The organism is Cellulosimicrobium sp. G4 BAM 1002, from assembly GCF_057126935.1.
Genome location: NZ_CP182109.1, coordinates 2,100,250 through 2,125,589, shown reverse-complemented (window position 1 = coordinate 2,125,589; position 25,340 = coordinate 2,100,250). Strand labels below are relative to the sequence as shown.

17 protein-coding genes and 3 rRNA genes are annotated in these 25,340 nt (G+C 71.0%); 3 read left to right on the top strand and 17 right to left on the bottom strand.

Annotated features, from left to right (window positions below):
* The first annotated feature begins 156 nt into the window (after positions 1-156).
* From ACMXGY_RS09555 to ACMXGY_RS09545, 3 genes are all read left to right on the top strand, one after another.
* Positions 157-1,089: an ABC transporter ATP-binding protein gene (locus tag ACMXGY_RS09555; protein WP_483776596.1), complete on the top strand. Its 933-nt coding sequence runs from the start codon at positions 157-159 to the stop codon at positions 1,087-1,089.
* Positions 1,086-1,898, top strand: coding sequence for an ABC transporter permease (locus ACMXGY_RS09550; RefSeq protein ID WP_483776595.1), 813 nt, complete (start codon positions 1,086-1,088; stop codon positions 1,896-1,898). The genes ACMXGY_RS09555 and ACMXGY_RS09550 overlap by 4 nt, the downstream gene beginning before the upstream one ends.
* Before the next feature lie 79 nt (positions 1,899-1,977).
* A complete protein-coding gene (locus ACMXGY_RS09545) occupies positions 1,978-2,955 on the top strand; it encodes a COX15/CtaA family protein (protein ID WP_483776594.1) in 978 nt (325 codons plus the stop codon).
* Between the two features lie 505 nt (positions 2,956-3,460).
* Here ACMXGY_RS09545 and ACMXGY_RS09540 read toward each other — a convergent pair.
* The 17 genes from ACMXGY_RS09540 to ACMXGY_RS09460 form a co-directional block, all read right to left on the bottom strand.
* Positions 3,461-4,135 carry an NUDIX domain-containing protein gene (locus ACMXGY_RS09540; protein WP_483776593.1) on the bottom strand — a complete coding sequence of 225 codons (675 nt, stop codon included), beginning with the start codon at positions 4,133-4,135 and terminating at the stop codon, positions 3,461-3,463.
* Positions 4,135-5,820 (bottom strand): CTP synthase, encoded by a 1,686-nt coding sequence (locus tag ACMXGY_RS09535; RefSeq protein ID WP_483776592.1) that lies wholly within the window; start codon positions 5,818-5,820, stop codon positions 4,135-4,137. The genes ACMXGY_RS09540 and ACMXGY_RS09535 overlap by 1 nt, the downstream gene beginning before the upstream one ends.
* 74 nt (positions 5,821-5,894) lie before the next feature.
* On the bottom strand, positions 5,895-7,571 hold the full coding sequence (murJ, locus tag ACMXGY_RS09530; protein WP_483776591.1) for a murein biosynthesis integral membrane protein MurJ: 1,677 nt from the start codon (positions 7,569-7,571) through the stop codon (positions 5,895-5,897).
* Entirely contained in the window at positions 7,568-8,407 is an 840-nt protein-coding gene (locus ACMXGY_RS09525) for a hypothetical protein (RefSeq protein ID WP_483776590.1), read from the bottom strand. The genes murJ and ACMXGY_RS09525 overlap by 4 nt, the downstream gene beginning before the upstream one ends.
* 1 nt (position 8,408) lies before the next feature.
* On the bottom strand, positions 8,409-9,488 hold the full coding sequence (locus tag ACMXGY_RS09520) for a copper transporter (RefSeq protein WP_483776589.1): 1,080 nt from the start codon (positions 9,486-9,488) through the stop codon (positions 8,409-8,411).
* A 120-nt stretch (positions 9,489-9,608) separates the two neighbouring features.
* Positions 9,609-10,796, bottom strand: coding sequence for a putative cytokinetic ring protein SteA (steA, locus tag ACMXGY_RS09515; protein WP_483776588.1), 1,188 nt, complete (start codon positions 10,794-10,796; stop codon positions 9,609-9,611).
* A gap of 6 nt (positions 10,797-10,802) precedes the next feature.
* Positions 10,803-12,566 carry a DNA repair protein RecN gene (gene recN / locus ACMXGY_RS09510; RefSeq protein WP_483776833.1) on the bottom strand — a complete coding sequence of 588 codons (1,764 nt, stop codon included), beginning with the start codon at positions 12,564-12,566 and terminating at the stop codon, positions 10,803-10,805.
* 2 nt (positions 12,567-12,568) lie between these two features.
* Positions 12,569-13,540: an NAD kinase gene (locus ACMXGY_RS09505; RefSeq protein WP_483776587.1), complete on the bottom strand. Its 972-nt coding sequence runs from the start codon at positions 13,538-13,540 to the stop codon at positions 12,569-12,571.
* Positions 13,537-14,526 carry a TlyA family RNA methyltransferase gene (locus ACMXGY_RS09500; protein ID WP_483776586.1) on the bottom strand — a complete coding sequence of 330 codons (990 nt, stop codon included), beginning with the start codon at positions 14,524-14,526 and terminating at the stop codon, positions 13,537-13,539. Before ACMXGY_RS09500 ends, ACMXGY_RS09505 begins: the two co-directional genes overlap by 4 nt.
* Positions 14,527-14,528: 2 nt before the next feature.
* The gene (locus ACMXGY_RS09495; protein ID WP_483776585.1) at positions 14,529-14,699 is read right to left on the bottom strand and encodes a hypothetical protein; all 171 of its coding nucleotides are present in this window, start codon (positions 14,697-14,699) and stop codon (positions 14,529-14,531) included.
* A 186-nt stretch (positions 14,700-14,885) separates the two neighbouring features.
* Complete coding sequence (locus ACMXGY_RS09490) at positions 14,886-15,908, bottom strand: HAD-IIA family hydrolase (RefSeq protein ID WP_483776584.1); 1,023 nt, start codon at positions 15,906-15,908, stop codon at positions 14,886-14,888.
* Positions 15,905-16,567 carry a hypothetical protein gene (locus ACMXGY_RS09485; RefSeq protein WP_483776583.1) on the bottom strand — a complete coding sequence of 221 codons (663 nt, stop codon included), beginning with the start codon at positions 16,565-16,567 and terminating at the stop codon, positions 15,905-15,907. Before ACMXGY_RS09485 ends, ACMXGY_RS09490 begins: the two co-directional genes overlap by 4 nt.
* 734 nt (positions 16,568-17,301) lie before the next feature.
* Positions 17,302-17,418: ribosomal RNA gene (rrf, locus tag ACMXGY_RS09480) — 5S ribosomal RNA — on the bottom strand.
* Positions 17,419-17,522: 104 nt separating this feature from the next.
* A 23S ribosomal RNA gene (locus ACMXGY_RS09475) occupies positions 17,523-20,630 on the bottom strand.
* Between the two features lie 510 nt (positions 20,631-21,140).
* A 16S ribosomal RNA gene (locus ACMXGY_RS09470) occupies positions 21,141-22,664 on the bottom strand.
* The 16S, 23S and 5S rRNA genes sit together here, the layout of an rRNA operon.
* 600 nt (positions 22,665-23,264) lie before the next feature.
* Positions 23,265-24,527, bottom strand: coding sequence for a tyrosine--tRNA ligase (tyrS, locus tag ACMXGY_RS09465; protein WP_483776582.1), 1,263 nt, complete (start codon positions 24,525-24,527; stop codon positions 23,265-23,267).
* A 113-nt stretch (positions 24,528-24,640) separates the two neighbouring features.
* Complete coding sequence (locus ACMXGY_RS09460; protein WP_483776581.1) at positions 24,641-25,330, bottom strand: DNA-3-methyladenine glycosylase; 690 nt, start codon at positions 25,328-25,330, stop codon at positions 24,641-24,643.
* Between the last annotated feature and the right edge of the window lie 10 nt (positions 25,331-25,340).

The window sequence follows — 25,340 nt, the reverse complement described above, 5'->3', positions numbered from 1 at the left end:
GATATAGAGAACATGGTTGTTCCCTAATTGCCTGAGCGCAAGCAAGGGGAGCCTCAGACGGGCACGGGACGGGCGGGATGTGGCGTACGCGACACCCGCTGCGGCCTGGTCCCGAGCAGGACAACCACGCCCGGGCCTGCCCCTAGAATCGGCCGGGTGCCCGCCCCTGCCGTGCTCGTGCACGACCTCGTGAAGCGCTACGACGGTCGTGCTGTCGTCGACGGCGTGTCGCTCACCGCCGAGCGGGGCGCGATCACCGCGGTCCTCGGGCCCAACGGCGCCGGCAAGACGACGACGGTCGAGTGCTGCGAGGGCCTGCGCTCCCCCGACGCCGGTCGCGTCCAGGTGCTCGGGCTCGACCCGGTGACCGACGCGCGCGACCTGCGCCCGCGCGTCGGGGTCATGCTGCAGGACGGCGGCCTGCCCACCGGCGTCCGTGCGCTCGAGATGCTGCGGCACGTCGCCTCCATGTACGCGGACCCGCGCGACGTCGGCGAACTCACGGAGCGCCTGGGCCTCGAGAGCTTCGCGCGCACGACCGTGCGCCGCCTCTCGGGTGGCCAGCGGCAGCGGCTCGCCCTCGCCGCGGCGGTCGTCGGGAGGCCGGAGGTCGTGTTCCTCGACGAGCCGAGCGCGGGCATGGACCCGCAGAGCCGCCACGCCGTGTGGGAGCTGGTGCGCGAGCTGCGCGCCGACGGCGTCGGCATCGTGCTCACGACGCACCTCATGGACGAGGCCGAAGACCTGGCCGACCAGGTGTACGTCGTCGACCAGGGGAAGGTCATCGCCGCGGGCGCGACGCGCGACCTCCTCGAGACCGGCGCCGACGGCGAGACGGACCGCACGTTGCGCTTCGAGGCCGAGGCGGGGCTCGACCTGGACGGCCTGGTCGCTGCGCTCGCCGGGCCGTGGGCGGTCGCCGAGCCGCAGCCCGGCTCGTACACCCTCACCGGCCCGGCCGACCCCGCGACGCTCGTGGCGCTGACGACGTGGCTCGCCGCGCGCGGCGTCCTCGCGTCGCGCGTCACGGTGGGCCGCCGCACGCTCGAGGACGTGTTCCTCGACCTCACGGGACGGCACCTGCGATGACCTCGCCCGAGAACCTGCCGACGACGGCGCCCGCCACGACGAGCGAGGCGCCGTCCCCGAACGCGCTCGCTGCGCCCGCGTGGCGCCGCGTCGCGTCGCAGACCGCGTTCGAGACGCGCATGATCCTGCGCAACGGCGAGCAGCTGCTCGTGACGATCATCCTGCCCGTGATGCTCCTGCTCGGGCTCGTCCTCACCTCGTTCGTCGAGCTCGACACGGGCGGAGCCTCGCGCGTCGACTTCGTGACGCCCGGCGTGCTCGCGCTCGCCGTCATGTCGACGGCGTTCACGTCGCAGGCGATCGCGACGGCCTTCGACCGGCGCAACGGCGTCCTGCGCCTCATGTCGACCACCCCTCTGGGGCGCGGCGGGCTGCTCGCGGGCAAGGTGCTGGGCGTGCTCGCGGTCGAGGCGGTGCAGGTCGTCGTCATCAGCGCGGTCGCGCTCGCGCTCGGCTGGCAGCCGGACCCCGCCGGGATCCCGGCGGCCCTGCTCGCCGTGCTCCTGGGCACGGCGGCGTTCACGTCGCTCGCGATGCTGCTCGCGGGCACGCTGCGCGCCGAGGGCGTGCTCGCCGTCGCGAACCTCGTGCTCGTGCTGCTCACGGTCGGCGGCGGGGTCCTCGTCCCGGCCGACCAGCTCCCGGGCCCGCTCGCGCACGTCGCGCTCCTGCTCCCGTCGGGCGCGCTGGGCGAGGCGATGCGCGGCGCGCTCCTCGACGGCAGCGTGCCGCCGTTCTCCGTCGTCGTCCTGCTGGGCTGGACCGCCGCTCTCGGCTGGGGCGCGGGCAAGCTGTTCCGCTGGACCTGAGTGGTCACCGGCGGCAGGACGTCGCATCTCACACCCGCAGGATTCCGAGGCTCACGCACACCCCCGATACCGTGGGACGGTGAGCACCCCGCCCCCCGCGCTCGATCCCGCCGCCACCGACCGCGCCGCTGCCGGCACCACGCCCCGCGCCACCGGAGGCGCCGCAGACCGTCCCGACCGGCTCGCGCCGCTGCGGCGCTGGACCCGGCCGGTGCTCGTCGCGAACCTCGTCGGCCAGATCGGCATCATCGTCACCGGCGGCGCCGTGCGGCTCACCGAGTCCGGGCTCGGCTGCTCGACGTGGCCCGAGTGCCACCCCGGCCAGTTCACGGCCGAGCTCCACCCCGCGACGAGCTACCACGAGTTCGTCGAGTTCGGGAACCGCACGCTCACCGGGGTGCTGAGCGTCATCGCCGTCGCCGTGCTCCTGCTCGTCTGGACGGACCGCTCGCGCACGCTGTCGTACCGCTTGCTCGGCGCGGTTCCGCTGCTCGGTGTCGGAGCGCAGGCCGTGATCGGCGGCGTCATCGTGCTGCTCCACCTCCACCCGGGGTGGGTGTCGGTCCACTTCCTGGTGTCGGCGGCGCTCGTCGCCGTGTCGCTCCTCCTGCTGCACCGGTCCGGCGAGGGCGACGCCCCGCCCGTCCCCACGGTCGGTCACCACACCCGTACGCTCGCCTGGGTGCTCGCCGCGCTCACCGCCGTCGTCGTGGTCCTCGGCGTGATCGTCACCGGCGCAGGCCCGCACAGCGGCGACGCCGAGGTCGGCTACCGCTTCGCCGTCGACCCCGCCCTCATGAGCAAGATCCACGCGTGGGCCGTGTGGGTCTTCGTCGCCGCGCTCGTCGCGTACCTCGTGAGCGTCCGCCGCGGCCCCCAGCAGGTCCGCCGCGCCGCGTGGCTGCTCCTCGCCATCACGCTCGCGCAGGGAGCGATCGGCTACGTCCAGTACTTCACCGGCCTGCCGGCCCTCCTCGTGGGGCTCCACATGCTCGGCTCCGCGCTCCTCGTCGCCGGCACGACGCGCGTCGTCCTCACCACCCGCACCCGCGCCTGACCCGGCGGCGAACCGGTTCGCTCCCGCCGAAGCAGGACTCGGGTCCGCCGACATAGAACTCTGGTCAGCCCGGGTAGAACCCCGGTGCACCGGGGTAGAACCGTGAACGGCGAGAGAGCGCCGTCGACGCCAGCAGAACCGTGCCACGGCGACGCCGACGGCTCGCGCATCCCGGGCGACGTGGTGCGGCCGCTCGTGGCGACCATGCGGTCCCGACTGGTCGAGCATGCGGTTCTCGCCCGTCGAGCGTCCAGGACGAGCCGCAACGACATGCTCGGCGCAGCACCGGGCTAGGCCCGGGTGCGCACAGACCAGGGTGGGACGACGCCGGAGGGGTGGGTGGGGGCGCCGCGTCGTGGTCGGGCCTGGCGGGAGCCGCGAGAAACGAGCGGCGGATGGAAGACGCGGCGCCCCCACCCACCCCGACACCCAGGGCAACCACGCGCCGTCGGACAAGGAACCACGGTTCGACTTCGCGCGACCAGGGTTCTACCTCGGCAGAGGATCAGCCGCCGCGCCGCTCCGGCCACGGCGCGTCCGACGGGCGCAGCGACGCCCAGCCGTCCGCGCGCGACGCCGCGGCGGCCAGGATGCCGACGACGGCGGACGGGTTGTGCAGCTCGCCCGCGAGGACGGCACGGACGGCGTCGTCGAGCGGTACCCAGCGCAGTTCCATGTCGAGCTCCTCGGCCTCGCGCTCGAACCGCTCGTCGTCGGGGACGGGCGACAGGTCGCGGGCGAGGAACACGCGCAGGGCCTCGTTCGAGCCGCCCGGCGTGGTGAAGTAGTCCGCGAGGACGTCCCAGCGGGCGGCGCGCAGGTCGGCCTCCTCCGCGAGCTCGCGGGCGCCGGCGAGCTGTGCGTCCTCCCCGTCGACGTCGAGGAGGCCCGCGGGCACCTCCCAGAGCTCGCGCCGCACCGGGTGGCGGTACTGGCGCAGGAGGAGCACGCGCTCGTCGTCGTCGAGGACGACGATCGCGACCGCCCCGGGGTGGTCGAGGTACTCGCGGGTGACGCGCCCGTCGTCGAGCTGGACGACGTCGGAGCGGAGGTCGAACACGCGACCGTGGTGCACGACCGACGTCTCGACGACCGGTCGCGGCGCGAGGGCGTCGACCGTGGCGGGCCCGGTTCCTCCCGCGGAGCTCGCCGGCGCGCTCGCGCCCGCCTCGGCGGCCATCAGTCCGCCTGGTTCTCGAGCGCCGCGGCGACGAGCCCCGCGAACAGCGGGTGCGCGCGCGTGGGGCGCGACTTGAACTCCGGGTGCGCCTGCGTGCTCACGTAGTACGGGTGCACGTCGGCGGGGAGCTCGACGAACTCGACGAGCGACGAGTCGGGCGAGGTGCCGCTGATCACGAGACCCGCCTCCTCGAGCTGCTTGCGGTAGGTGTTGTTCACCTCGTAGCGGTGGCGGTGGCGCTCCATGACGTGCTCCGCCCCGTACGTCTTCGCGACGACCGAGCCCGGGGTGAGCGCGGCCTCGTACGACCCGAGCCGCATGGTGCCGCCGAGGTCGCCGTCGCCGCCCACGATCGCGAGCTGCTCCTCCATGGTCGCGATGACGGGGTGCGACGTGCCCGGGTCGAACTCGGTCGAGGACGCGTCCTCGATGCCCAGCACGTTGCGCGCGTACTCGATGACCATCGACTGCAGACCGAGGCAGATGCCGAGCGTCGGCACCCTGTTCTCGCGCGCCCAGCGCAGCGCGCCGAGCTTGCCCTCGATGCCGCGCACGCCGAACCCGCCGGGGACCAGCACCGCGTCGACGCCGTGCAGGGCGTCGTCGGCGCCGGCAGGGGTCTGGCACTCGTCGGAAGCGACCCAGCGGATCGTGACCTTGGCGTCGTTCGCGAAGCCGCCCGCGCGCAGGGCCTCGGTCACGGAGAGGTAGGCGTCGGGAAGGTCGATGTACTTGCCGACCAGCGCGACCTCGACGCGGTGGGCCGGGGTGTGCACCCGCTCCAGGAGCTGGCTCCACCCGTCCCACTCGACGTCGTGGAACGGCAGGCCGAGGCGGCGCACGACGTAGGCGTCGAGGCCCTCCGAGTGCAGGACGCGCGGGATGTCGTAGATGCTCGGGGCGTCGACGGCGTTGACGACGGCCTCGTTGTCGACGTCGCACATGAGGGCGATCTTGCGCTTCACCGGCTCCGGGACCACGCGGTCGGCGCGCAGCACGATCGCGTCCGGCTGGATACCGATCGAGCGCAGTGCGGCCACGGAGTGCTGCGTCGGCTTCGTCTTGAGCTCGCCCGAGGGGCCGATGTACGGCACGAGCGAGACGTGGAGGAAGAAGACGTCGTCGCGCCCGAGCTCGTGACGCACCTGGCGCGCGGCCTCGAGGAACGGCTGCGACTCGATGTCGCCGACGGTGCCACCGACCTCGGTGATGATGACGTCGACGTCCTCGCCGGCCTGGGCGCGCATCCGCGACTTGATCTCGTCGGTGATGTGCGGGATGACCTGGACCGTGTCGCCGAGGTACTCGCCGCGGCGCTCGCGCGCGATGACCTGGGAGTAGACCTGACCGGTGGTGACGTTCGCCGAGGCCTCGAGGTCTACGTCGAGGAAGCGCTCGTAGTGGCCGATGTCGAGGTCCGTCTCGGCCCCGTCCTCGGTGACGAACACCTCGCCGTGCTGGAACGGGTTCATCGTCCCGGGATCGACGTTGAGGTACGGGTCGAGCTTCTGCATGGTGACCCGCAGGCCGCGCGAGCGGAGCAGACGACCGAGGCTGGAAGCCGTGAGGCCCTTGCCGAGCGAGGAGGCGACGCCGCCGGTGACGAAGACGTGCGCGGTGCGGTGCTCGGAGCGAGCGCCCGAGGCGTTGAGGCGGGAGGAGGGCCGGTTCAGGTGATCTGCCACGGAACTCCATCCTAACAGCGTGGCCGACGACGGCGAGCGGACCGGCACGTCGGTCGCCTCACAGTCGGGCCGCCTCAGGGCGCGGCGTCACCCGTGCCGGCGTCGCGGCCGGCCCCGTCGCGCGCGCCCTCGCTGCGCGATCCCCGACCACGACGTACGAGGTCGAGCAGCGCACCGCGGTCGCCGACGAGCGCGGTCCCCACCACGACGGCGCCCGCGACGGCCGCCGCGAGCGCGCCGACGCCGACGGCCGGGAGCCACCCTGCGTCGTCGGGCAGGAGCGCCCGCGACACCCCGGAGCCTGCCAGCGCCCCCAGCACGACGCCGAGCGCGACGACGACGAGCGTGCGCGGCACGCCACGCGTCGCCTCGCGGCCGGCATGGCGACGGGTCGCCACGAGCAGCCCGGCGCCGGCGACGGACATCCCGACCGCGGTCGCGAGGCCGAGCTGCAGGAGCACCCCGGCCTGGTCCCGGACGCCCGTCACGGCGGGAAGGACGTAGGCGGCCGCCGCGACGACGATCCATCCCGCAGCCGTCACGACGACCGCCACGCGCTGCCGGTCGATCGTGTACAGCGCGCGGGACAGGTGCAGGATCAGCGAGAAGCCGACGATCCCCACGGCCATCCCGGCGACCGCGCCCCCGAGCCCGACGACGGAGCCGGTCGCGATCTGCGTGAACACCGCCTCCACGGCGTCGGACGCCGCGATCAGGGCTGCTGCGCCGAGACCCGCGACGACCAGGAGCGTGCGCGTCGTCGTCGCGAGCAGCCGGCGGTAGGCGCCGTGCCGGTCGTGCGCGACGTGCTCGGCGAGGCGCGGGAAGGTGCTCGTCGCGAGCGGGAACGCGAGCACGGCGTACGGGAGCAGGTACACCTGCTGCGCGAACCAGTAGGTCGGGAACGTCTGCTCCGGCCCGTACCGGTACGAGGCGCCGAGGATCGCAAGGACCGAGAGCTGCTGGGCGACGAGCGCACCGATCCCGGCGAACGCGAGGTTGCGCGCCCGGACGGCCTCGCCACCGCCGAAGCGCAGCGTCGGGCGGAGCCGGACGCCCGCCCGGTGCACGGGCAGCACGAGCGGCAGCGCGAGCACCGCGACGCCCGCCGTGGTCCCCCACCCGAGCCACGCGATCGCCGCGCCCGAGAGGGCCGCGACGTCGCCCTGGTCGCCGTCGGCGAGGCGCGCGAAGACGAGGAAGACCACGATGACGGCGACGCTCGACAGGAGCGGCGAGAACGCCTGCCAGAAGAACCGCTTGTGCGCCTGCAGGATGCTGCCGAGCACGACGGCGAGCCCGTAGAGCGGGACCTGGAGCGCGAACACGCGCACGAACGTCGCCGTGACCTCCACGAGCTCGGGGTGCTCCCGCATGAGCAGCGCGGCGATCGGCTGCGCGAGGAGCGCGAGGACCGCCCCGAGCGGGACGAGCACGAGGAGCGTCCACCCGAGCATCGCGGACGCGATCCGCGAGACGTCGGTGCCCGCGCGTCGTGCGATCGGCCCCGCGAGGAGCGGCACCACGGACCCGGCGAGCGCTCCCCCGGCGGCGACCTCGAACAGCACGTTCGGCAGGAGGTTCGCCGCCTGGTACGCGGACCCGACGCCCTCGGTCCCGACGGCCGCCGACTGCACGAGCGAGCGCGCGAACCCCACGAGCCGGCTCGCGATCGTCACGACGGTGATCATCGCGGCGGCGCCCGCCAGCGTGCCCGTGGCGGCGCGCAGCCGCCCCGACCGCGCGCTCACGCCGGGCGCCGGCCCCACGTGTCCACGCGCCGGAGCACGTCGTTGCCCTCGATGACACGCGAGAAGCTGACCTTCTCGCTCGCGAGCGTCAGCCCGACGACGCCCGCGAGCGCGAGCCAGCGCACCGCGCGCGGCGCGGTGAACGCGACCTGCGACCCGAGGACGGCGCCGAGCGCGTTCGCGCCGCAGTCGCCGAGCATGTCGCGCTCGGCCAGGTCCCCGGGCGCGGCGGCGACGGCCGCACCCAGGACGGCGCCCGTCGTCGGCGCGGCCGAGGTCGCCAGGAACGGCGCGGACACGGCTGTCGCCGCCTTGAGCGCACGCCCGGGGCGCAGGTCGAGGAGGTTCAGCAGGTTCGCCGTCCCGGCCACGAGCGCGCCGTTGACCCCGACGTCGACGAGGTGTGCGAACGCCCCACCGGTGCGGCGGGTCCCGATCGCCGCCGCGACGAGCGCCGTCCCGCCGATGCCCAGGACCTTCAGGCCCCCGGTCGTCACCTGGCCGTGCGCGAGCGCGCCCAGGTGCCCCCGCAGTCCCTTGGTCCGCGTGGAGGTGTCCTCGGCGAGGTCGTCCACGAGGCCGAAGCTTCCCGCGCTCGCCGTCGCGAGCGCCACGGCGCCGCGCGTGCGTGCGTCACCGCCGCCCGCGAGGCTCCCTGCGACGAGACCCGCTGCGACGGCCGGACCCTCGAGCAGGCTGATGGGCTCGCCCCGGTGGTTCGTCCGGGTCCACCGGTCGGTCCCTCCCGGGGGGCGCTGGTCCGCGGCACGCCGCACGACCGTGGTCACCGCCGCGGCGACGCCCGCAGCGGCGAGCGTCGACAGGAGGCGCCCCACGTCAGCCCTCCCCCGTGCCGTCGGCGGTGGGTGCGGTGTCCGCGGTCTGCTCGGTGCCCGGGTCCTCCCCCGCCGCGGTGCCCTGCGCGCCCTGCGCCGTCCGGGTCACGGGCGGCAGCTCGACCGCCGGCGGGAGGACCGCCGTCGCGTTCTCCTCGAACCCGTACTGCCCCACCTGGTCCGCGAGCCGCGCCGCGAGCGCGAGAGGCACGCTGATCCTGCCCGGTTCGGCCTCGATCCCGCTGACCGTGGAGAGCACGCCAGCGAGCTCCTCGTCGCCGCGGATCGTGGAGATGACGCCACCACCCGTCGCCGTGGGCCCGGCGACGAGCGCCGCCTCGGCGACGTCCTGTGCCGCGACCGCGACCTGGACCTCGATGTCGACGACGTACGTGTCGGGAGCGGGAGCCTCCTCGCCCTCCGCGGCAGGCGCTGCCTGCTCGGGCGCCGGGCCCGCGAGCAGCAGGATCATGTCCGCGGGCAGCGTCTGCTCGGAGACGACGTCCACGAGGGCGAAGCGCTCGAGGAGCGCCTCGAGCTCGATCGCCTCAGGGCTGCGCACCTCGGTGCTGGCGGTGGTCGCGCCGGTGAGCGACAGCGCGAGCGCCCGGGAGAGCCGCTGCTCGGCCGTCGCGTCCTGCGGGACCTCCCCCAGCTTGTCACCCAGGCCGTCCGCGACGGTCGCCCGTGCGCTCTCCTCGTCCTGGCTCGTCCACGAGTCCGTCAGACGGACGTGCCCGACGACGGACGCCCCGGCGCTCTCGAGCTGCTCCGTGATCGCAGTGTCGCGCTCGCCGTCAGCCCCGTCGAGGTCGACGACCGCGACCCGACGGTCCTGGAGCGACCCCGCGACGAGCTGCGGTCCGGCCGCCTCGATGAAGCGGGCGTCGTTGTCGACGGTCACGTTCGCCGCGTCGAGCTGGTCGCGCAGCTCGTTGCGCTCGGTGCGCAGCTGCTCGACCTGCCCCGTGAGCTGGTCGCCGATCGCGCCCTGGAGCGGGCCCGCGCCGAGGATAATCCCCACGGCCAGGGCGAGGAAGACCGAGATCAACGAGACGATGTGGTACCTGAAGTCGATCACTGTGCGGTGGTGTCCTTCGGTGAGTGCTGCTGCCTGCTGGCGATGGTCAGGGGTGCGCCGGCGCGCGCCGGTGCTGGGTTCGGGCACGACCGACGACGACGTCGGTCACGCGCCTGCGCGTCAGCCGCCGCCCGAGAAGAGCGAACCGACCCACGACCACAGGTCGTCGAAGCGGGCGCCGACGATGCCGAAGAACGTCTGCCCCGCCGCGGTGGACCAGAGCGCCGCGACGACGGCGAGGAGTCCGGCGACGGACAGCAGCCAGAGCTGCAGGTTCGAGATGCGGTGCCGGTACAGGCGCGAGACGCCCTTGGCGTCGACGAGCTTGCCGCCGACGCGCAGGCGCGTGAGGAACGTGCTGGCCATGCCGGCTCGGCCCTTGTCGAGGAACTCGACGAGCGTCGCGTGCGTGCCGACGGCGACGATGACCTCGGCGCCCTTGTCGTCGGCGAGGAGCATCGCGATGTCCTCGCTCGTGCCCGTCGCCGGGAACACGACGGGCTCGACCCCGAGTGCCTGGACACGTTCCAGCCCGGGCGCCTTCCCGTCGCGGTACGCGTGGACCACGATCTCCGCGCCGCTGCTCAGCGCGCGGTCCGAGACCGAGTCCATGTCCCCGACGATCAGGTCGGGCTTCCACCCCGCGTCGAGGATCGCGTCCGCGCCGCCGTCGACCCCGATGAGCACCGGGCGGTACTCGGTGATGTAGGGGCGCAGCGTCGCGAGGTCCTCGCGGTAGTGGTAGCCACGCACGACGATGAGGACCTGGCGTCCGTCGATGGCCGTGCGGATGTCGGGCACACCGACGCCGTCGAGCAGGAGGTCGCGCTCGCGGCGCAGGTACTCCATCGTGTTCTCGGCGAACGACTCGATCTCGACCGACAGGTTCGCACGGGCCTCCTCAAGGCTGCGTGCGACCGTCTCCGGCGTCTGCCGGACACCCTCGGCCACGAGGTCGTCGCCGAGGAACACCTTGCCGCCGTCGAGGCGCAGGTCGCGTCCGTCGGGGATCGCCATGACCGCCGGCCCGAGGTCGTCGACGAGGACGATTCCGGCCTCGACGAGGATGTCGGGGCCGAGGTTGGGGTACCGCCCCGACACCGAGCGGGCGGCGTTGAGCACCGCCACCGGCTTCGCGGCGACCAGGGCGTCGGCCGCGACCCGGTCGATGTCGACGTGGTCGATCACCGCGACGTCGCCGGGCTGCAGCCGCTTGGTCAGCGCCTTCGTGCGCGCGTCGACCTTGGCCGGGCCGAGCATGCCCGAGCCGGCCTCCTGCGGAGAGGTTTTGCGCAGAGTGAGTCTCATCGTCGCCTATCGTCCCACGACCGACGACTCGAGAAGCTCCAGCGCGTGCCGGCGGGCGGCGTCGGAGTCCTCCTGCCCCGACAGCATCCGCGCGAGCTCGCGCACCCGGTCCTCGCCGGTGACCTCGCGCACACCGGTGACGGTGACGGGTCCGGACGGGTCTCCGTCGTCCGGACCGCCCGCCTCGCCGGAGCCCGACGACTTCGTCACCACGAGCTGCACGTCCGCGAACGCCGCGACCTGGGCGAGGTGCGTCACGACGACGACCTGCGCCCGGCGCGCGAGGGCCGCGAGCCGCCGGCCGACCTCGACCGCCGCCTTCCCGCCGACCCCGGCGTCCACCTCGTCGAAGACGAACGTGGGCAGCACCTGGTCGCCTCCGTCGGCGCCGCCGACGGCCGCCGTCGCGAGCGCCACCTCGATCGCGAGCATCACGCGCGAGAGCTCGCCGCCCGACGCGCCCTTGCCGAGCGGGCGCGCCGGTGCCCCGGGGTGCGCGACGAGCGAGAACGTGACGGAGTCGGCGCCCCACGGGCCCGGCTCGTCGGCGCGCTCGACGTCGACGCCGAGACTCGCTCCCCCCATCGCCAGCCCGCGCAGCTCGTCGGTCACGGCCGCCGCGAGCTCGGCCCCGGCCCGCTCGCGCGAGGCCGTGATCGCGGTCCCGACCCGCTCGAGCTCCGCGTCGAGCTCGCTGCGCCGCTCGGTCGCCGCGCGCAGCCGCTCCCCGCCGTCGTCGAGGTCGAGGAGCCGCAGCCCGGCGTCGCTCGCCCACGCGAGCACGTCGTCGACCGTCTCCCCGTAGCTGCGCGTCAACGTGCCGAGCTCCGCGAGGCGCGCGTGCGCCGTCTCGAGCCCCGCCGGGTCCGCGGCGAGGTCCTCCACGTACCCGGAGATCTCCGTCGCGACGTCCGCCAGGGTGTAGCCCACCTCGGCCAGCCGCTCGGCGAACCGGGCGAGAGCGGGGTCGGTGTGCGCCGCGGACTCGAGCGCGCGTCGCGCGCGGTCCACGGCGACGACGGCGTTCTCCTGCGGCTCCGTGGCGTCGTCGCCGGCGACGGCGTCGTGGGCGGACTGCGCGGCGACGCGCAGCTCCTCGACGTTCCCGAGGCGGGCGACGAGGGCGGTGAGCTCGGCGTCCTCCCCCGGCCGCGGCGCGACCCGCTCGACCTCGGCCAGACCCAGGCGCAGCAGCTCCGCCTCACGCGCCCGCTCGCCCGCACGCGTCTCGATGTCGTCGATCTCCGCCTGGAGCGCGACGCGCTCGGTCCACGCCCCCCGGTACTGGCGGAGCAACGCGGCGTGCTCCGGGCCCGCGAAGGCGTCCAGGGCGGCACGCTGGTGGCCCGGGGTCCGCAACCGCAGCTGGTCGGACTGGCCGTGGACCGTGACGAGGTCGTCCGCGATCTCGGCGAGCACGGCCTGCGGGACGCTCCGACCACCCAGGTGCGCGCGCGAGCGACCCTCCGCGGCGACCGTGCGCAGGATCACGACGGTGCCGTCGTCGTCCACGTGTCCGCCCGCGTCGTCGACGCGCCGCGCGACGCCAGGGCGGTCGGCGACGCGCACACGACCCTCCACGACGGCGCTCGCCGCGCCGGGACGCACCGTGGCCGGGTCGGCCTTGCCGCCCATCAGCAGGCCGAGCCCGGTGAGGACCATCGTCTTGCCCGCACCGGTCTCACCGGTGATGACCGTCAGCCCGTCCCCGATCGGCACGCGTGCCGCCCGGATCACTCCGAGGTTCTCGATCGCGATCTCCTCGAGCACGCTCACCCCTCCTCGTCGGCGGCACCGGCCGCGTCGTCCTCGACCGTGCGCGCGTCGGCACCCCGGCCGTTCGTCGCCGCCACGCTCGCCGCGCGCTCGCGCCACCCCACGACCGGCAGGGAGAACTTCGACACGAGCCGGTCGGTGAACGGCGCCGTGCTCAGCCGTGCGAGCCGCAGCGGGGTCGCACCACGCCGCACCTCGACGCGCGAGCCGTTAGGCAGGTCGATCCGGCGCCGGCCGTCGCACGTCAGCACGCCCGACGACGCCGAGTGCGGCAGCACGTCCACCGTGATCGTCGAGCTCGGGCCGACGACGAGCGGGCGCGCGAACAGGGCGTGCGCCGCGAGCGGCACCACGAGCACGGCGTCGACGTCGGGCCACATGACGGGGCCCCCGGCGGAGAACGCGTGGGCCGTCGAGCCGGTCGCCGTCGCCGTGACGACGCCGTCGCAGCCGAACGACGACAGGGGACGCCCGTCGACGCCGAGCACGACCTCGATCATGCGCTCGCGCTGGGCCTTCTCGACCGTCGCCTCGTTGAGCGCCCACCCGACCAGCGGCTCGGCGCGACCGGGCAGGTGCGCGCGCACGTCCACGACGGTGCGCTCCTCGACCGTGTAGTCGTGGTCGGCCAGCCGCTCGACGGCGGCGCGCAGGTCCTCGCGCTCGCTCTCCGCGAGGAAGCCCACGTGGCCGAGGTTGACCCCGAGGAGCGGGACGTCCGTCCCGTGCGTGAGCTCCGCGGCGCGCAGGATCGTCCCGTCACCACCGAGCACCATGACGACCTCGGACTCCGTCACGCCCTCGCGCGCCCGGGTCCGCGCCATGTGGTCCCCGAAGGTCTCGGCGAGGTCGTCGTCGTGGAGCGCGACGCTGAAGCCCGCGCGCTCGAGCTCGGTGACCGCCTCACGCAGCGCGACGACCGCCTCGGGGCGGCCGCCGTGGGTGACGATCAGCACGCGACGCGTCACGGTGCTCCTCCAGCCAGGTGTCGGTCCCGGTCGACGTGCCCGTCGCCGGTCGGGGTCTTCGCGGGGCGCGCGCCCGCCGCGGGCACGAGGACGACCGGTGGCGGCCCCGTCTCGGGTCCTGGCTGCCAGGCCACGGCGCGACGCGCGGCCGGCTCGAGCTCGGCGTCGTTCGCCGAGCGCGGGTCGCCCGAGCGCAGCCACCAGAAGTACTCGCGGTTGCCGCTCGGACCGGGCAGCGGGCTCGGGACGACGGCGAGAGCCCGCAGCCCGACGAGCTGCGCGTGGCGCGCGACGGCCACGACGACCTCGACGTGCAGCGCCGGGTCGCGCACGACGCCCCCGCTGCCGATGCGCTCGCGCCCGACCTCGAACTGCGGCTTGACGAGGAGGAGCAGGTCGGCGCCCGGCCCGACCACCCCCGCGACCGCGGGAAGCACCATCGCCAGCGAGATGAAGGACAGGTCCCCGACGACGAGGTCAGGAGACGCCCCGACGTGCTCGGGCGCGAGGTCGCGCACGTTGAGCCCCTCGTGCACGACGACGCGCGGGTCCGCTCGCAGCGCAGGGACGAGCTGGTCGTGCCCGACGTCGACCGCGACCACCTCGCGCGCCCCGCGCCGGAGCAGGACGTCCGTGAAGCCCCCGGTCGAGGCACCCAGATCGAGGCAGAGCGCGCCGTCGACGACGGGAGTGGACGGGACGCTCCCCAGTCCGGACGCCGGACCGCCGTCGGGATCGAGAGCATCCAGGGCGTCGAGCACACCCGCGAGCTTGAAGGCGGCCCGAGAGGCGTACCCGGGGTCGGCCGGGTCGGCCGTCACCGCGAGGATGGTCGTCGGCCCGACGGGAAGCGCAGGCTTGGACACCACGACGCCGTCGCGCGTGACCCGGCCCGCGGTGACGAGCTCCGCCGCGTGCCGCCGCGACCGGGCGAGCCCACGCCGCACGAGCTCGCTGTCGAGGCGCGCACCCTCGCGCTCCGCCACGCTCAGTCCTCCGCGCGGGCGAGCTCGGCGACCAGGGCCTCGTGCACCGACTCCAGCACGCGCGCGTGGTCGGCGGTCGCCAGGTCGTCCAGGCCGTCGAGGAGGGCGAGGGCGTCGTCGAGCGACGTCGCGCCGGCGGCGTGGGCGCCCGGCCCCGGGTGCGGCACTGGCACAGGCCGTTCCTGCTCGTGGGCCATGTGCTGCCTCCCGCCTGCTCGTCGTCCCCGGCCGTCCCGGGCGTCCGGCCTCACGCTACCCGCACCGTCCCACGCGCCGGTGCCGCCCCGCGCCCCGGCACGCCGTGCCGCACCGACCTCGGGCACCGACCTCGGGTGATCGCGCGCAGCGGGCGACAGCAGTCAGTGCGTCCCGACGGGGAGCTCGGGCACGCTCGCCGGGTCGACCGGCTCGCCCGCGTCGGCCGCCGCCCAAGCGGCCGCGGCCGCGACGCGGACGGTGTCGATCGTCGCGGTGCCACGCACGTCGAGGCGGAGCGTCCCGTCGTCGACGCGGGCCGTGCTGTCGCCGCACGTCCACCATCCGTCGTCCGTGCGCTCGGGAGCGGGGTGCGGCTCGAGCAGGCTGCGCAGGTCCGCGCCGACGTAGTGCGGCCGCAGGCCCGGTTCGGCGAGCACCGCGTCGCGGGCCGTGCTCACGCCCGTGAGGACGTGGAGCCCTGGGTACCCGCCGGCACGTGCGCCCGCGAGGTCGGTGTCGAGGCGGTCGCCGATCACGAGCGGTGCCTGCGCGCCGGCACGGTCGACGGCGAGCGCGTACATCGTCGGCGACGGCTTCCCGGCGCTGTCCGGCTCGACACCGGTCGCAGCGCGGACCGCGCCGACCAGCGACCCGTTGCCCGGCGCGAACCCGCGCGCCGTCGGCAGCGAGAGGTCGAGGTTGCTCGCGACGTGCCACGCCCCGCGCTGCACCGCGTACGCCGCTTCGGCGAGCTGCGCCCAGCCGAGCTCGGGCGCGAACCCCTGCGCCACGGCGACCGGATCGTCGTCGGCGCTCTCGACGATGACGAACCCGGCGTCGTGCACCGCGGTGACGAGACCGGCGCCGCCGACCACGAGCACCTTCGCGCCGGGCTCCAGACGCGTCCGCAGCAGGGCAGCCGCCGCCTGCGCGGCCGTCATGACCTCGTCGGCCGTCGTCGGGATGTCGAGCCCGCTGAGCTGTTCCGCGACCGAACCGGGCTCGCGCGACGCGTTGTTCGTCACGAAGACGAGACGCATCCCGCGCTCGCGCGCGGCGGCCAGCCCGGCCGCCGCGTGATCGATCGGCTCGTGCCCGCGGTACGCGACCCCGTCGAGGTCCACGAGCGCGAGGTCGTACCGCTCCGCGAGCGGTCGGTCGCTCGCGAGGAGACCCGCGCTCACCGAGTACCCTCTGCGCCGTCCTCGACCGACGCGCCGGAGCCGTTCGGGTCGGCATCTCCGGCACTGTCAGGGCCGGCCGCGTCCGCGTCCTCCGGGCTCGCCGGCTCCTCGGTGAGGTCGTACACGACGACGTCCTCCGCCGGCTCGCCGAGAGCAGCCGCGAGGACGTCCGCGTCGATGCCCGCCAACAGCTCCGCCGCCTCGTCCGTGCGCCCGGCGACCTCGAGGACGGAGGCGCGAGCCTGGAGGACACGGACACCCAGCTCTCCGCGCTTCCCCACCGCGGGCACCTGGTCGAGAGCGGCCAGGGCCGCGTCGAGCTCACCCAGGTCGACGCGCGCGCCGCTCGTGACGATCGCCAGCTCGGTGCGACCGACGTCGTCGAGCGTCCCGGCCTCCTCCGACGCGGCGAGCGCGAGCGCGCGCTCGGGGCGGCCGAGACCACGCTCGCAGTCCGCCATGATCGGCAGGTGCTCCGACGACCCGTTGAGGCGGCGCACGGTCCGGAGCTCGCGCAGCGCCTCGGCGTAACGCCCGGTCTGGTACGCCGTCAGCCCGGCGGCCTCCCGGACGACGTCCACGCGACCCGCGCGGCGGACCGCCGCCTGAGCGTGCTCGTACGCCAGCTCCGGGTCGGAGTCGATGAGCCGACCCGCCATGACGAGGTGCCGGCCGACGACATCGGCCGTGTCCTTGCTCAGGGTGCGCAGCCGACCGCGCGCGGCGCGGTCCAGCTGCGAGATCTGCGCGTCCTCCGGCAGGTCCGGGCCGGCGGGGTGACGCGGCTCCGGGCGCTGGTCGGGACGCTCACGCTCACGACCGGTCCCGCCGCGCGGCGCGTGCCCGCGACGATCCTGGCCCGCGCCGACGGGGCCGCGGCGGCGGTCACCGTCACGGTCCGGACGGCCACCCCGCGCGTCGGAGCCGGGCTTGCCCCGGTCGTCGCGGCGGGGGCCACGCCGCCGATCGGCGTCACCGGACCGTCCTGCGTCGCCCGCAGGACGGGGACGACCCTGGGCGTCGCCGTAGCGCGCGCGCCCCGCACCATCACCGGAACGAGGGCGGCCCGTGGCGTCACCCGAGCGACGGGGCCCACCGTCGGCGGGTCGACCGGTCCTCTTCGAACGATCAGGACGTGCGTTATTGTCCCGACGGCCCGCACGGTCCTCGCCCGTGGCCGGACGGTCTTGCTCGGGCTCGTGAGCCGTGTCGTTCACCAGGATGTCCCTCTCGTGTCTTTCGATGCGCAGAACATCTTCCCACGCCGCGGCCGCACGGGCAGAGGCCGTAGCGACGCCGGCGCCCGGGTGCGCAGGATCTGCGGGCCGCTCCCGGCATCCGGCAGAAATGCCGAAGGCCCACCCCTTGAGGGGTGGGCCTTCGGTGAAGGGTTGTCCGGCGGCGTCCTACTCTCCCACCCCGTCTCCAGGGCAGTACCATCGGCGCTGAAGGGCTTAGCTTCCGGGTTCGGTATGGGACCGGGCGTTTCCCCTTCGCTGTGACCGCCGTAACGCTGTGAACCTGTCAACACTCACGGGTGACCCCCTGTGTGTGGGGGTGTGGTGTTGGTGGTTCGGGAACCGCACAGTGGACGCGTAGCACAAAAAGTGTTGGGTGTTGAAGTTGTCGGCTGATTAGTACCGGTCAGCTGCACGGGTCGTTGGTCCCCGCTTCCACGTCCGGCCTATCTACCCAGTGTTCTGCTGGGTGCCTCTCACCCGCAAGGGGTGTGGAAACCTCATCTTGAAGCAGGCTTCCCGCTTAGATGCTTTCAGCGGTTATCCCTTCCGAACGTAGCCAACCAGCGGTGCTCCTGGCGGAACAACTGGCACACCAGAGGTTCGTCCGTCCCGGTCCTCTCGTACTAGGGACAGCCCTTCTCAAGTTTCCTGCGCGCGCAGCGGATAGGGACCGAACTGTCTCACGACGTTCTAAACCCAGCTCGCGTACCGCTTTAATGGGCGAACAGCCCAACCCTTGGGACCTACTCCAGCCCCAGGATGCGACGAGCCGACATCGAGGTGCCAAACCATGCCGTCGATATGGACTCTTGGGCAAGATCAGCCTGTTATCCCCGGGGTACCTTTTATCCGTTGAGCGACGGCGCTTCCACAAGCCACCGCCGGATCACTAGTTCCGACTTTCGTCCCTGCTCGACCTGTCAGTCTCACAGTCAAGCTCCCTTGTGCACTTGCACTCGACACCTGATTGCCAACCAGGCTGAGGGAACCTTTGAGCGCCTCCGTTACATTTTAGGAGGCAACCGCCCCAGTTAAACTACCCACCAGGCACTGTCCCTGGTCCGGATCACGGACCGAGGTTAGACATCCGAAGCGGTCAGAGTGGTATTTCAACGTTGACTCCACCCGCACTGGCGTGCGGACTTCACAGTCTCCCACCTATCCTACACAAACCGCACCGAACACCAATACCAAGCTATAGTAAAGGTCCCGGGGTCTTTCCGTCCTGCTGCGCGTAACGAGCATCTTTACTCGTAGTGCAATTTCGCCGAGTTCGCGGTTGAGACAGCGGAGAAGTCGTTACGCCATTCGTGCAGGTCGGAACTTACCCGACAAGGAATTTCGCTACCTTAGGATGGTTATAGTTACCACCGCCGTTTACTGGGGCTTAAATTCTGAGCTTCACCCCGAAGGGTTGACCCGTCCTCTTAACCTTCCAGCACCGGGCAGGCGTCAGTCCGTATACATCGTCTTGCGACTTCGCACGGACCTGTGTTTTTAGTAAACAGTCGCTTCTCCCTGGTCTCTGCGGCCGTCCACGCTCCCCGAGCAAGTCGGTTCACGTTTCGGGCCCCCCTTCTCCCGAAGTTACGGGGGCATTTTGCCGAGTTCCTTAACCACGATTCGCTCGATCGCCTTGGTATTCTCTACCTGACCACCTGAGTCGGTTTGGGGTACGGGCGGCTAGAACCTCGCGCCGAGGCTTTTCTTGGCAGCATAGGATCACCCAGTTCGCGCATGCGCGCTCACCGTCAGCTCTCAGCCTGTATGCCTGGCGGATTTGCCTACCAGACGGCCTACAGCCTTGGACGTGGTCAACCATCGCCACGCCGGGCTACCTTCCTGCGTCACCCCTGTTAATACGCTTACCTACTACCGGTTCGGGTCCCGTGCTCCGGTGCCCGTTGACCCCGAAGGGTCGGTGGGCACGTTCGGACGGTTAGCATCACCGGGCTCGGTATGGGCGGTTCTTCGCCGGTAGGAGAATATCAACTCCTTGTCCATCGACTACGCCTGTCGGCCTCGCCTTAGGTCCCGACTTACCCAGGGCGGATTAACCTGGCCCTGGAACCCTTGGTCATTCGGCGGACGGGTTTCTCACCCGTCTTTCGCTACTCATGCCTGCATTCTCACTCGTGTGGGCTCCACCGCTGGGTTCCCCCGCGGCTTCACTGCCCACACGACGCTCCCCTACCCACCTGCGCCTCTGGACCACGAAGGCCTGAGTTGAGCGCAGATGCCACGGCTTCGGCGGTGTACTTGAGCCCCGCTACATTGTCGGCGCGGAATCACTTGACCAGTGAGCTATTACGCACTCTTTCAAGGGTGGCTGCTTCTAAGCCAACCTCCTGGTTGTCTGTGCAACTCCACATCCTTTCCCACTTAGCACACGCTTAGGGGCCTTAGCCGGTGGTCTGGGCTGTTTCCCTCTCGACTACGGAGCTTATCCCCCGCAGTCTCACTGCCACGCTTCCACTTACCGGCATTCGGAGTTTGGCTGACGTCAGTAACCTTGTAGGGCCCATCGGCCATCCAGTAGCTCTACCTCCGGCAAGAAACACGTGACGCTGCACCTAAATGCATTTCGGGGAGAACCAGCTATCACGAAGTTTGATTGGCCTTTCACCCCTAACCACAGGTCATCCCCCAGGTTTTCAACCCTGGTGGGTTCGGTCCTCCACGCGGTCTTACCCGCGCTTCAACCTGCCCATGGCTAGATCACTTCGCTTCGGGTCTAGACCCAGCGACTGTATCGCCCTGTTCGGACTCGCTTTCGCTACGGCTTCCCCACACGGGTTAACCTCGCCACTGAGCACTAACTCGCAGGCTCATTCTTCAAAAGGCACGCTGTCACCCCAACCAAGGAGGCTCCAACGGATTGTAGGCACACGGTTTCAGGTACTATTTCACTCCCCTCCCGGGGTACTTTTCACCTTTCCCTCACGGTACTGGTCCGCTATCGGTCACTAGGTAGTATTTAGGCTTAGCAAGTGGTCTTGCCAGATTCACACGAGATTTCTCGGGCCCCGTGCTACTTGGGATCCCCTTCGGGAGGCCACGCCATTTCGTCTACCGGACTGGCACCGTCTGTGGTCCGCCTTTCAATGCGGTTCGACTATGACGCGACTTTCTGACTCCCCGGCAGACTGTCAGATCCACCAGAAGGGTCCCACAACCCCGAACACGCAACGCCTGACAGCTTGAACACGCGCCCGGTTTGGCCTCATCCGCTTTCGCTCGCCACTACTCACGGAATATCTCTTCCTGTCGGTACTGAGATGTTTCACTTCCCGACGTTCCCTCCACACACCCTATATATTCAGGTGCGGGTCACACGACATGACTCGTGCGGGGTTCCCCCATTCGGACACCCTCGGATCACAGCTCGTTTGCCAGCTCCCCGAGGCTTATCGCAGGCTACAACGTCCTTCTTCGGCTCCTAGTGCCAAGGCATCCACCCTGTGCCCTTAAAAACTTCAACAAACAACAAAACTGCAGAAACCAAGAACCACACCCACCAGAACGACCCCGAAGGACCGACCAGCAAGCAGGTCTTGATCTTACAAAGATGCTCGCGTCCACTGTGCAGTTCTCAAACAACCAACGACCCCGACCCCACCCGACCCGCCTACCACCCCAGCACACCCGCCCCCACACCCCCCGAAGGAAGCACAGCGACGAACAACCAGGACAGCGGTTCGTGGTCGAAGGACCGGCCCGTACCAGGCACCCCACCAACCGGTGGCCGGTGACCTGAGGACCCAACAGTGTGCTCGACAAGCGCCCGACCCCACCACCACCGTTCCACCACACCCACCAGCCCCGAAGGACCAGCAGACGCAGGTACTAGGCACCAGCGACGACCCGACGCTCTTTCGTCAATGTTCCACCCATGAGCAACCACCCAAACGCGCGTTCGGCGATGGCGTGGCACCTGAACACCCACCCACCAGCACAGGGCCGGCGACGATGAGTGTTGGTAGCTCCTTAGAAAGGAGGTGATCCAGCCGCACCTTCCGGTACGGCTACCTTGTTACGACTTAGTCCCAATCGCCAGTCCCACCTTCGACCACTCCCCCCGGTAAACCGGTTGGGCCATGAGCTTCGGGTGTTACCGACTTTCGTGACTTGACGGGCGGTGTGTACAAGGCCCGGGAACGTATTCACCGCAGCGTTGCTGATCTGCGATTACTAGCGACTCCGACTTCATGGGGTCGAGTTGCAGACCCCAATCCGAACTGAGACCGGCTTTTTGGGATTCGCTCCACCTTACGGTATCGCAGCCCTTTGTACCGGCCATTGTAGCATGCGTGAAGCCCAAGACATAAGGGGCATGATGATTTGACGTCATCCCCACCTTCCTCCGAGTTGACCCCGGCAGTCTCCCATGAGTCCCCGGCATAACCCGCTGGCAACATGGGACGAGGGTTGCGCTCGTTGCGGGACTTAACCCAACATCTCACGACACGAGCTGACGACAACCATGCACCACCTGTGCACGAGTGTCCAAAGAGACCACCATCTCTGGTGGCTTCCCGTGCATGTCAAGCCTTGGTAAGGTTCTTCGCGTTGCATCGAATTAATCCGCATGCTCCGCCGCTTGTGCGGGCCCCCGTCAATTCCTTTGAGTTTTAGCCTTGCGGCCGTACTCCCCAGGCGGGGCACTTAATGCGTTTGCTGCGGCACAGAACTCGTGGAATGAGCCCCACACCTAGTGCCCAACGTTTACGGCATGGACTACCAGGGTATCTAATCCTGTTCGCTCCCCATGCTTTCGCTCCTCAGCGTCAGTTGCGGCCCAGAGACCTGCCTTCGCCATCGGTGTTCCTCCTGATATCTGCGCATTCCACCGCTACACCAGGAATTCCAGTCTCCCCTACCGCACTCTAGTCTGCCCGTACCCGATGCAAGCTCGAGGTTGAGCCTCGAGTTTTCACACCAGACGCGACAAACCGCCTACGAGCTCTTTACGCCCAATAATTCCGGACAACGCTTGCGCCCTACGTATTACCGCGGCTGCTGGCACGTAGTTAGCCGGCGCTTCTTCTGCAGGTACCGTCACTTGCGCTTCTTCCCTGCTGAAAGAGGTTTACAACCCGAAGGCCTTCATCCCTCACGCGGCGTCGCTGCATCAGGCTTGCGCCCATTGTGCAATATTCCCCACTGCTGCCTCCCGTAGGAGTCTGGGCCGTGTCTCAGTCCCAGTGTGGCCGGTCGCCCTCTCAGGCCGGCTACCCGTCGTCGCCTTGGTAGGCCATCACCCCACCAACAAGCTGATAGGCCGCGAGCCCATCCCTGACCGAAAAACTTTCCAACCACCCCCATGCGAGGACGGCTCATATCCGGTATTAGCCCCGGTTTCCCGGAGTTATCCCAAAGTCAGGGGCAGGTTACTCACGTGTTACTCACCCGTTCGCCACTAATCAACCCAGCAAGCTGGGCATCATCGTTCGACTTGCATGTGTTAAGCACGCCGCCAGCGTTCGTCCTGAGCCAGGATCAAACTCTCCGTAAATGAACAACGCCAACCACCAGGCAAACCCGGCAGCAGACAATCCATACGAAGCAAACCCCCGAAGAGGTTCACAAAACTGGCATCAACACGAAAGATGACATCATCTTCCGAAATTCAACCAAAGGAATCCCAGACACAACCAACCACCCCACCCACAACGGGCAAGACGACCAGCCATGCCACGGGACAAAAAATGGCATTGACTAACAAGCACACTGTTGAGTTCTCAAACAACCGACACACACCAACTCAGCACCACCCGACCGGGCAGAACCTCGCTTGGGGCAACTTCTCTAATCTACCAGACCCGCGACGCCCGCTCCAACTCGGTGTTCCGAGCGCTGGAGGATGGCCATGGGCCGCCTCGAGGTTCGTCCAGGCGCGCAGAGCGTCCGACGTTCTTCGAGGGAGACCGCCCGGGGGACCAGCCACCACCAGATCGTGCGATCTGGGACTCGGTGTCCGTTCCTCCCTGCCGGGCGAACATCGAGAACAGTACACGCGCTCCGGCAGGCTGCCAAATCGCCTCCCGAGGACCCGGGACGCAGGAGGGCCGGGCCGCCTTGCGGGCGGCCCGGCCCTTCCGGGTACGTGTCGTCCTCAGTCCCCCGCCGCCGCGACGCCCAGGGTCTTCTTGCCGCGACGCAGGAGCGCGAAGCGGCCGTGGAGGAGGTCCGCCGGCGCGAGGACCGCGTCGGCGTCCGTGACCTTGACGTTGTTGACGTACGCCCCGCCCTCGGCGACGGCACGGCGCGCAGCAGCCTTCGACGCGACCAGGCCGGAGCCCACGAAGAGGTCGAGGACCGGGTCGCCGGTCTGCGCCGTCGTCCGCGGGAGCTCGGCCACCGCCGCGCCGAGCGTGGCCGCGTCGAGCCCGGAGAGCTCGCCGCGCCCGAACAGCGCCTGGCTCGCCCGGATCACCGACTCCGTGGCGTCCGACCCGTGCACCAGCGTGGTGACGTCCGCGGCGAGCGTCCGCTGGGCCTCCCGGGCACCCGGCCGTTCGCGCACCGCCGCCTCGAGCTCGGCGATCTCGTCGCGGGTCCGGAAGGTGAAGATCTTCAGGAACCGCACGACGTCGTCGTCGGCCGCGTTGAGCCAGAACTGGTAGAAGGCGTACGGGCTCATCATCTCGGGGTCGAGCCACACGGCGCCGCCCTCGGTCTTGCCGAACTTCGTCCCGTCCGCCTTGGTGATGAGCGGCGTCGTCATGACGTGCACCGCGGCGCCCTCGGACTTGCGGATGAGCTCGACGCCCGAGAGCAGGTTGCCCCACTGGTCGTTCCCGCCGGTCTGCAGCGTGACGCCGTGCCGCAGGAACAGCTCGCGGAAGTCGATGCCCTGCAGGATCTGGTAGCTGAACTCCGTGAAGCTGATGCCCTCGTCGGAGCGCAGCCGCCTGGCCACGGTGTCCTTCGCGAGCATCGTGCCCAGCCGGTAGTGCTTGCCGACGTCGCGCAGGAGGTCGATCGCCGACAGGCCCGAGATCCAGTCGAGGTTGTTCACGACGCGCGCCGCGTTCTCGCCCTCGAAGTCGAGGAACCGCGAGACCTGGCCCTTGAGGCGCTCGGTCCACTCCGCGACGGTCTCCTTGGAGTTGAGCACGCGCTCGCCGGACTGGCGCGGGTCCCCGATCATCCCCGTCGCGCCGCCGACGAGCGCGACCGGCCGGTGGCCGGCGAGCTGCAGGTGGCGCAGGAGGATGAGCTGGACCAGGTGCCCGTGGTGCAGGCTCGGGGCCGTCGGGTCGAAGCCGCAGTAGTACGAGATCGGGCCCTCGGCCAGCGCGGTGCGCAGCGCGGCCTCGTCGGTGGACTGCGCCACCAGGCCCCGCCATTGCAGCTCGTCGAGAACGTCGCTCACTTCTGCTCCTTCGTCGAGTGCCCGCCGCGGGCACGTATGAACGGCCCAGGTCGGGCCGCGGGTCCTAGTCTGCCGTGCCGACCGACCGGAGCCGGCCACCGCCCGGAGCGCGGTCAGCGGGACCGCGCGCTCACCCTGCGGTAGGCCGAGACCGTGGGGTCGCCGGCGAGCCAGTAGCGCCACGGGTACAGGTCCCCGTCGCCTCCCGACCCGGAGACGCCGACACGCGGGCCGCTCGCGACGGCCGGGCGCCGCGTGCCGCCCGCCGGGCGGTGCAGCACGAGCTCGCCGTCCGGGTCCGTGAGCTCCGCGCCGTAGTGGCGCAGGTCCAGGTCGAGCGCCACGGCGAGGCGCGCCGGTCCGCGCGCGATCTGACGGTCGGAGTCGCAGCGGCCGGCAGCGAGCCGGCGGGACCGGGCCAGCTCGACGCCGTCGATCACCTCGCCCGCCCGCAGCAGCACGGCCGACGCGCGCCCCACCCGGCCGCACACGACGTTCACGCAGTGGTGCAGGCCGAGATGCCGGTAGACGTACAGCCGGCCCGGCTCGCCGAACATCGCGCGGTTGCGCTCGGTGCGTCCTCGGTAGGCGTGCGACCCGGGGTCGCGCTCGCCGTCGTACGCCTCGACCTCGGTGATGCGCAGGGTGACGCTGCCCTCGTCGCTGCGTCGGGTCAGCAGGGTGCCGAGGAGGTCGCGCGCGACGTCGTGCACGTCCCGCGCGTACCACCCGCGCCCGGGCGCCTCCCACGACCCGACGGCGCGCGAGCTCCCGACCGTCCCGGTCGCCGCGTCCGCGTTCATCGCACCACCT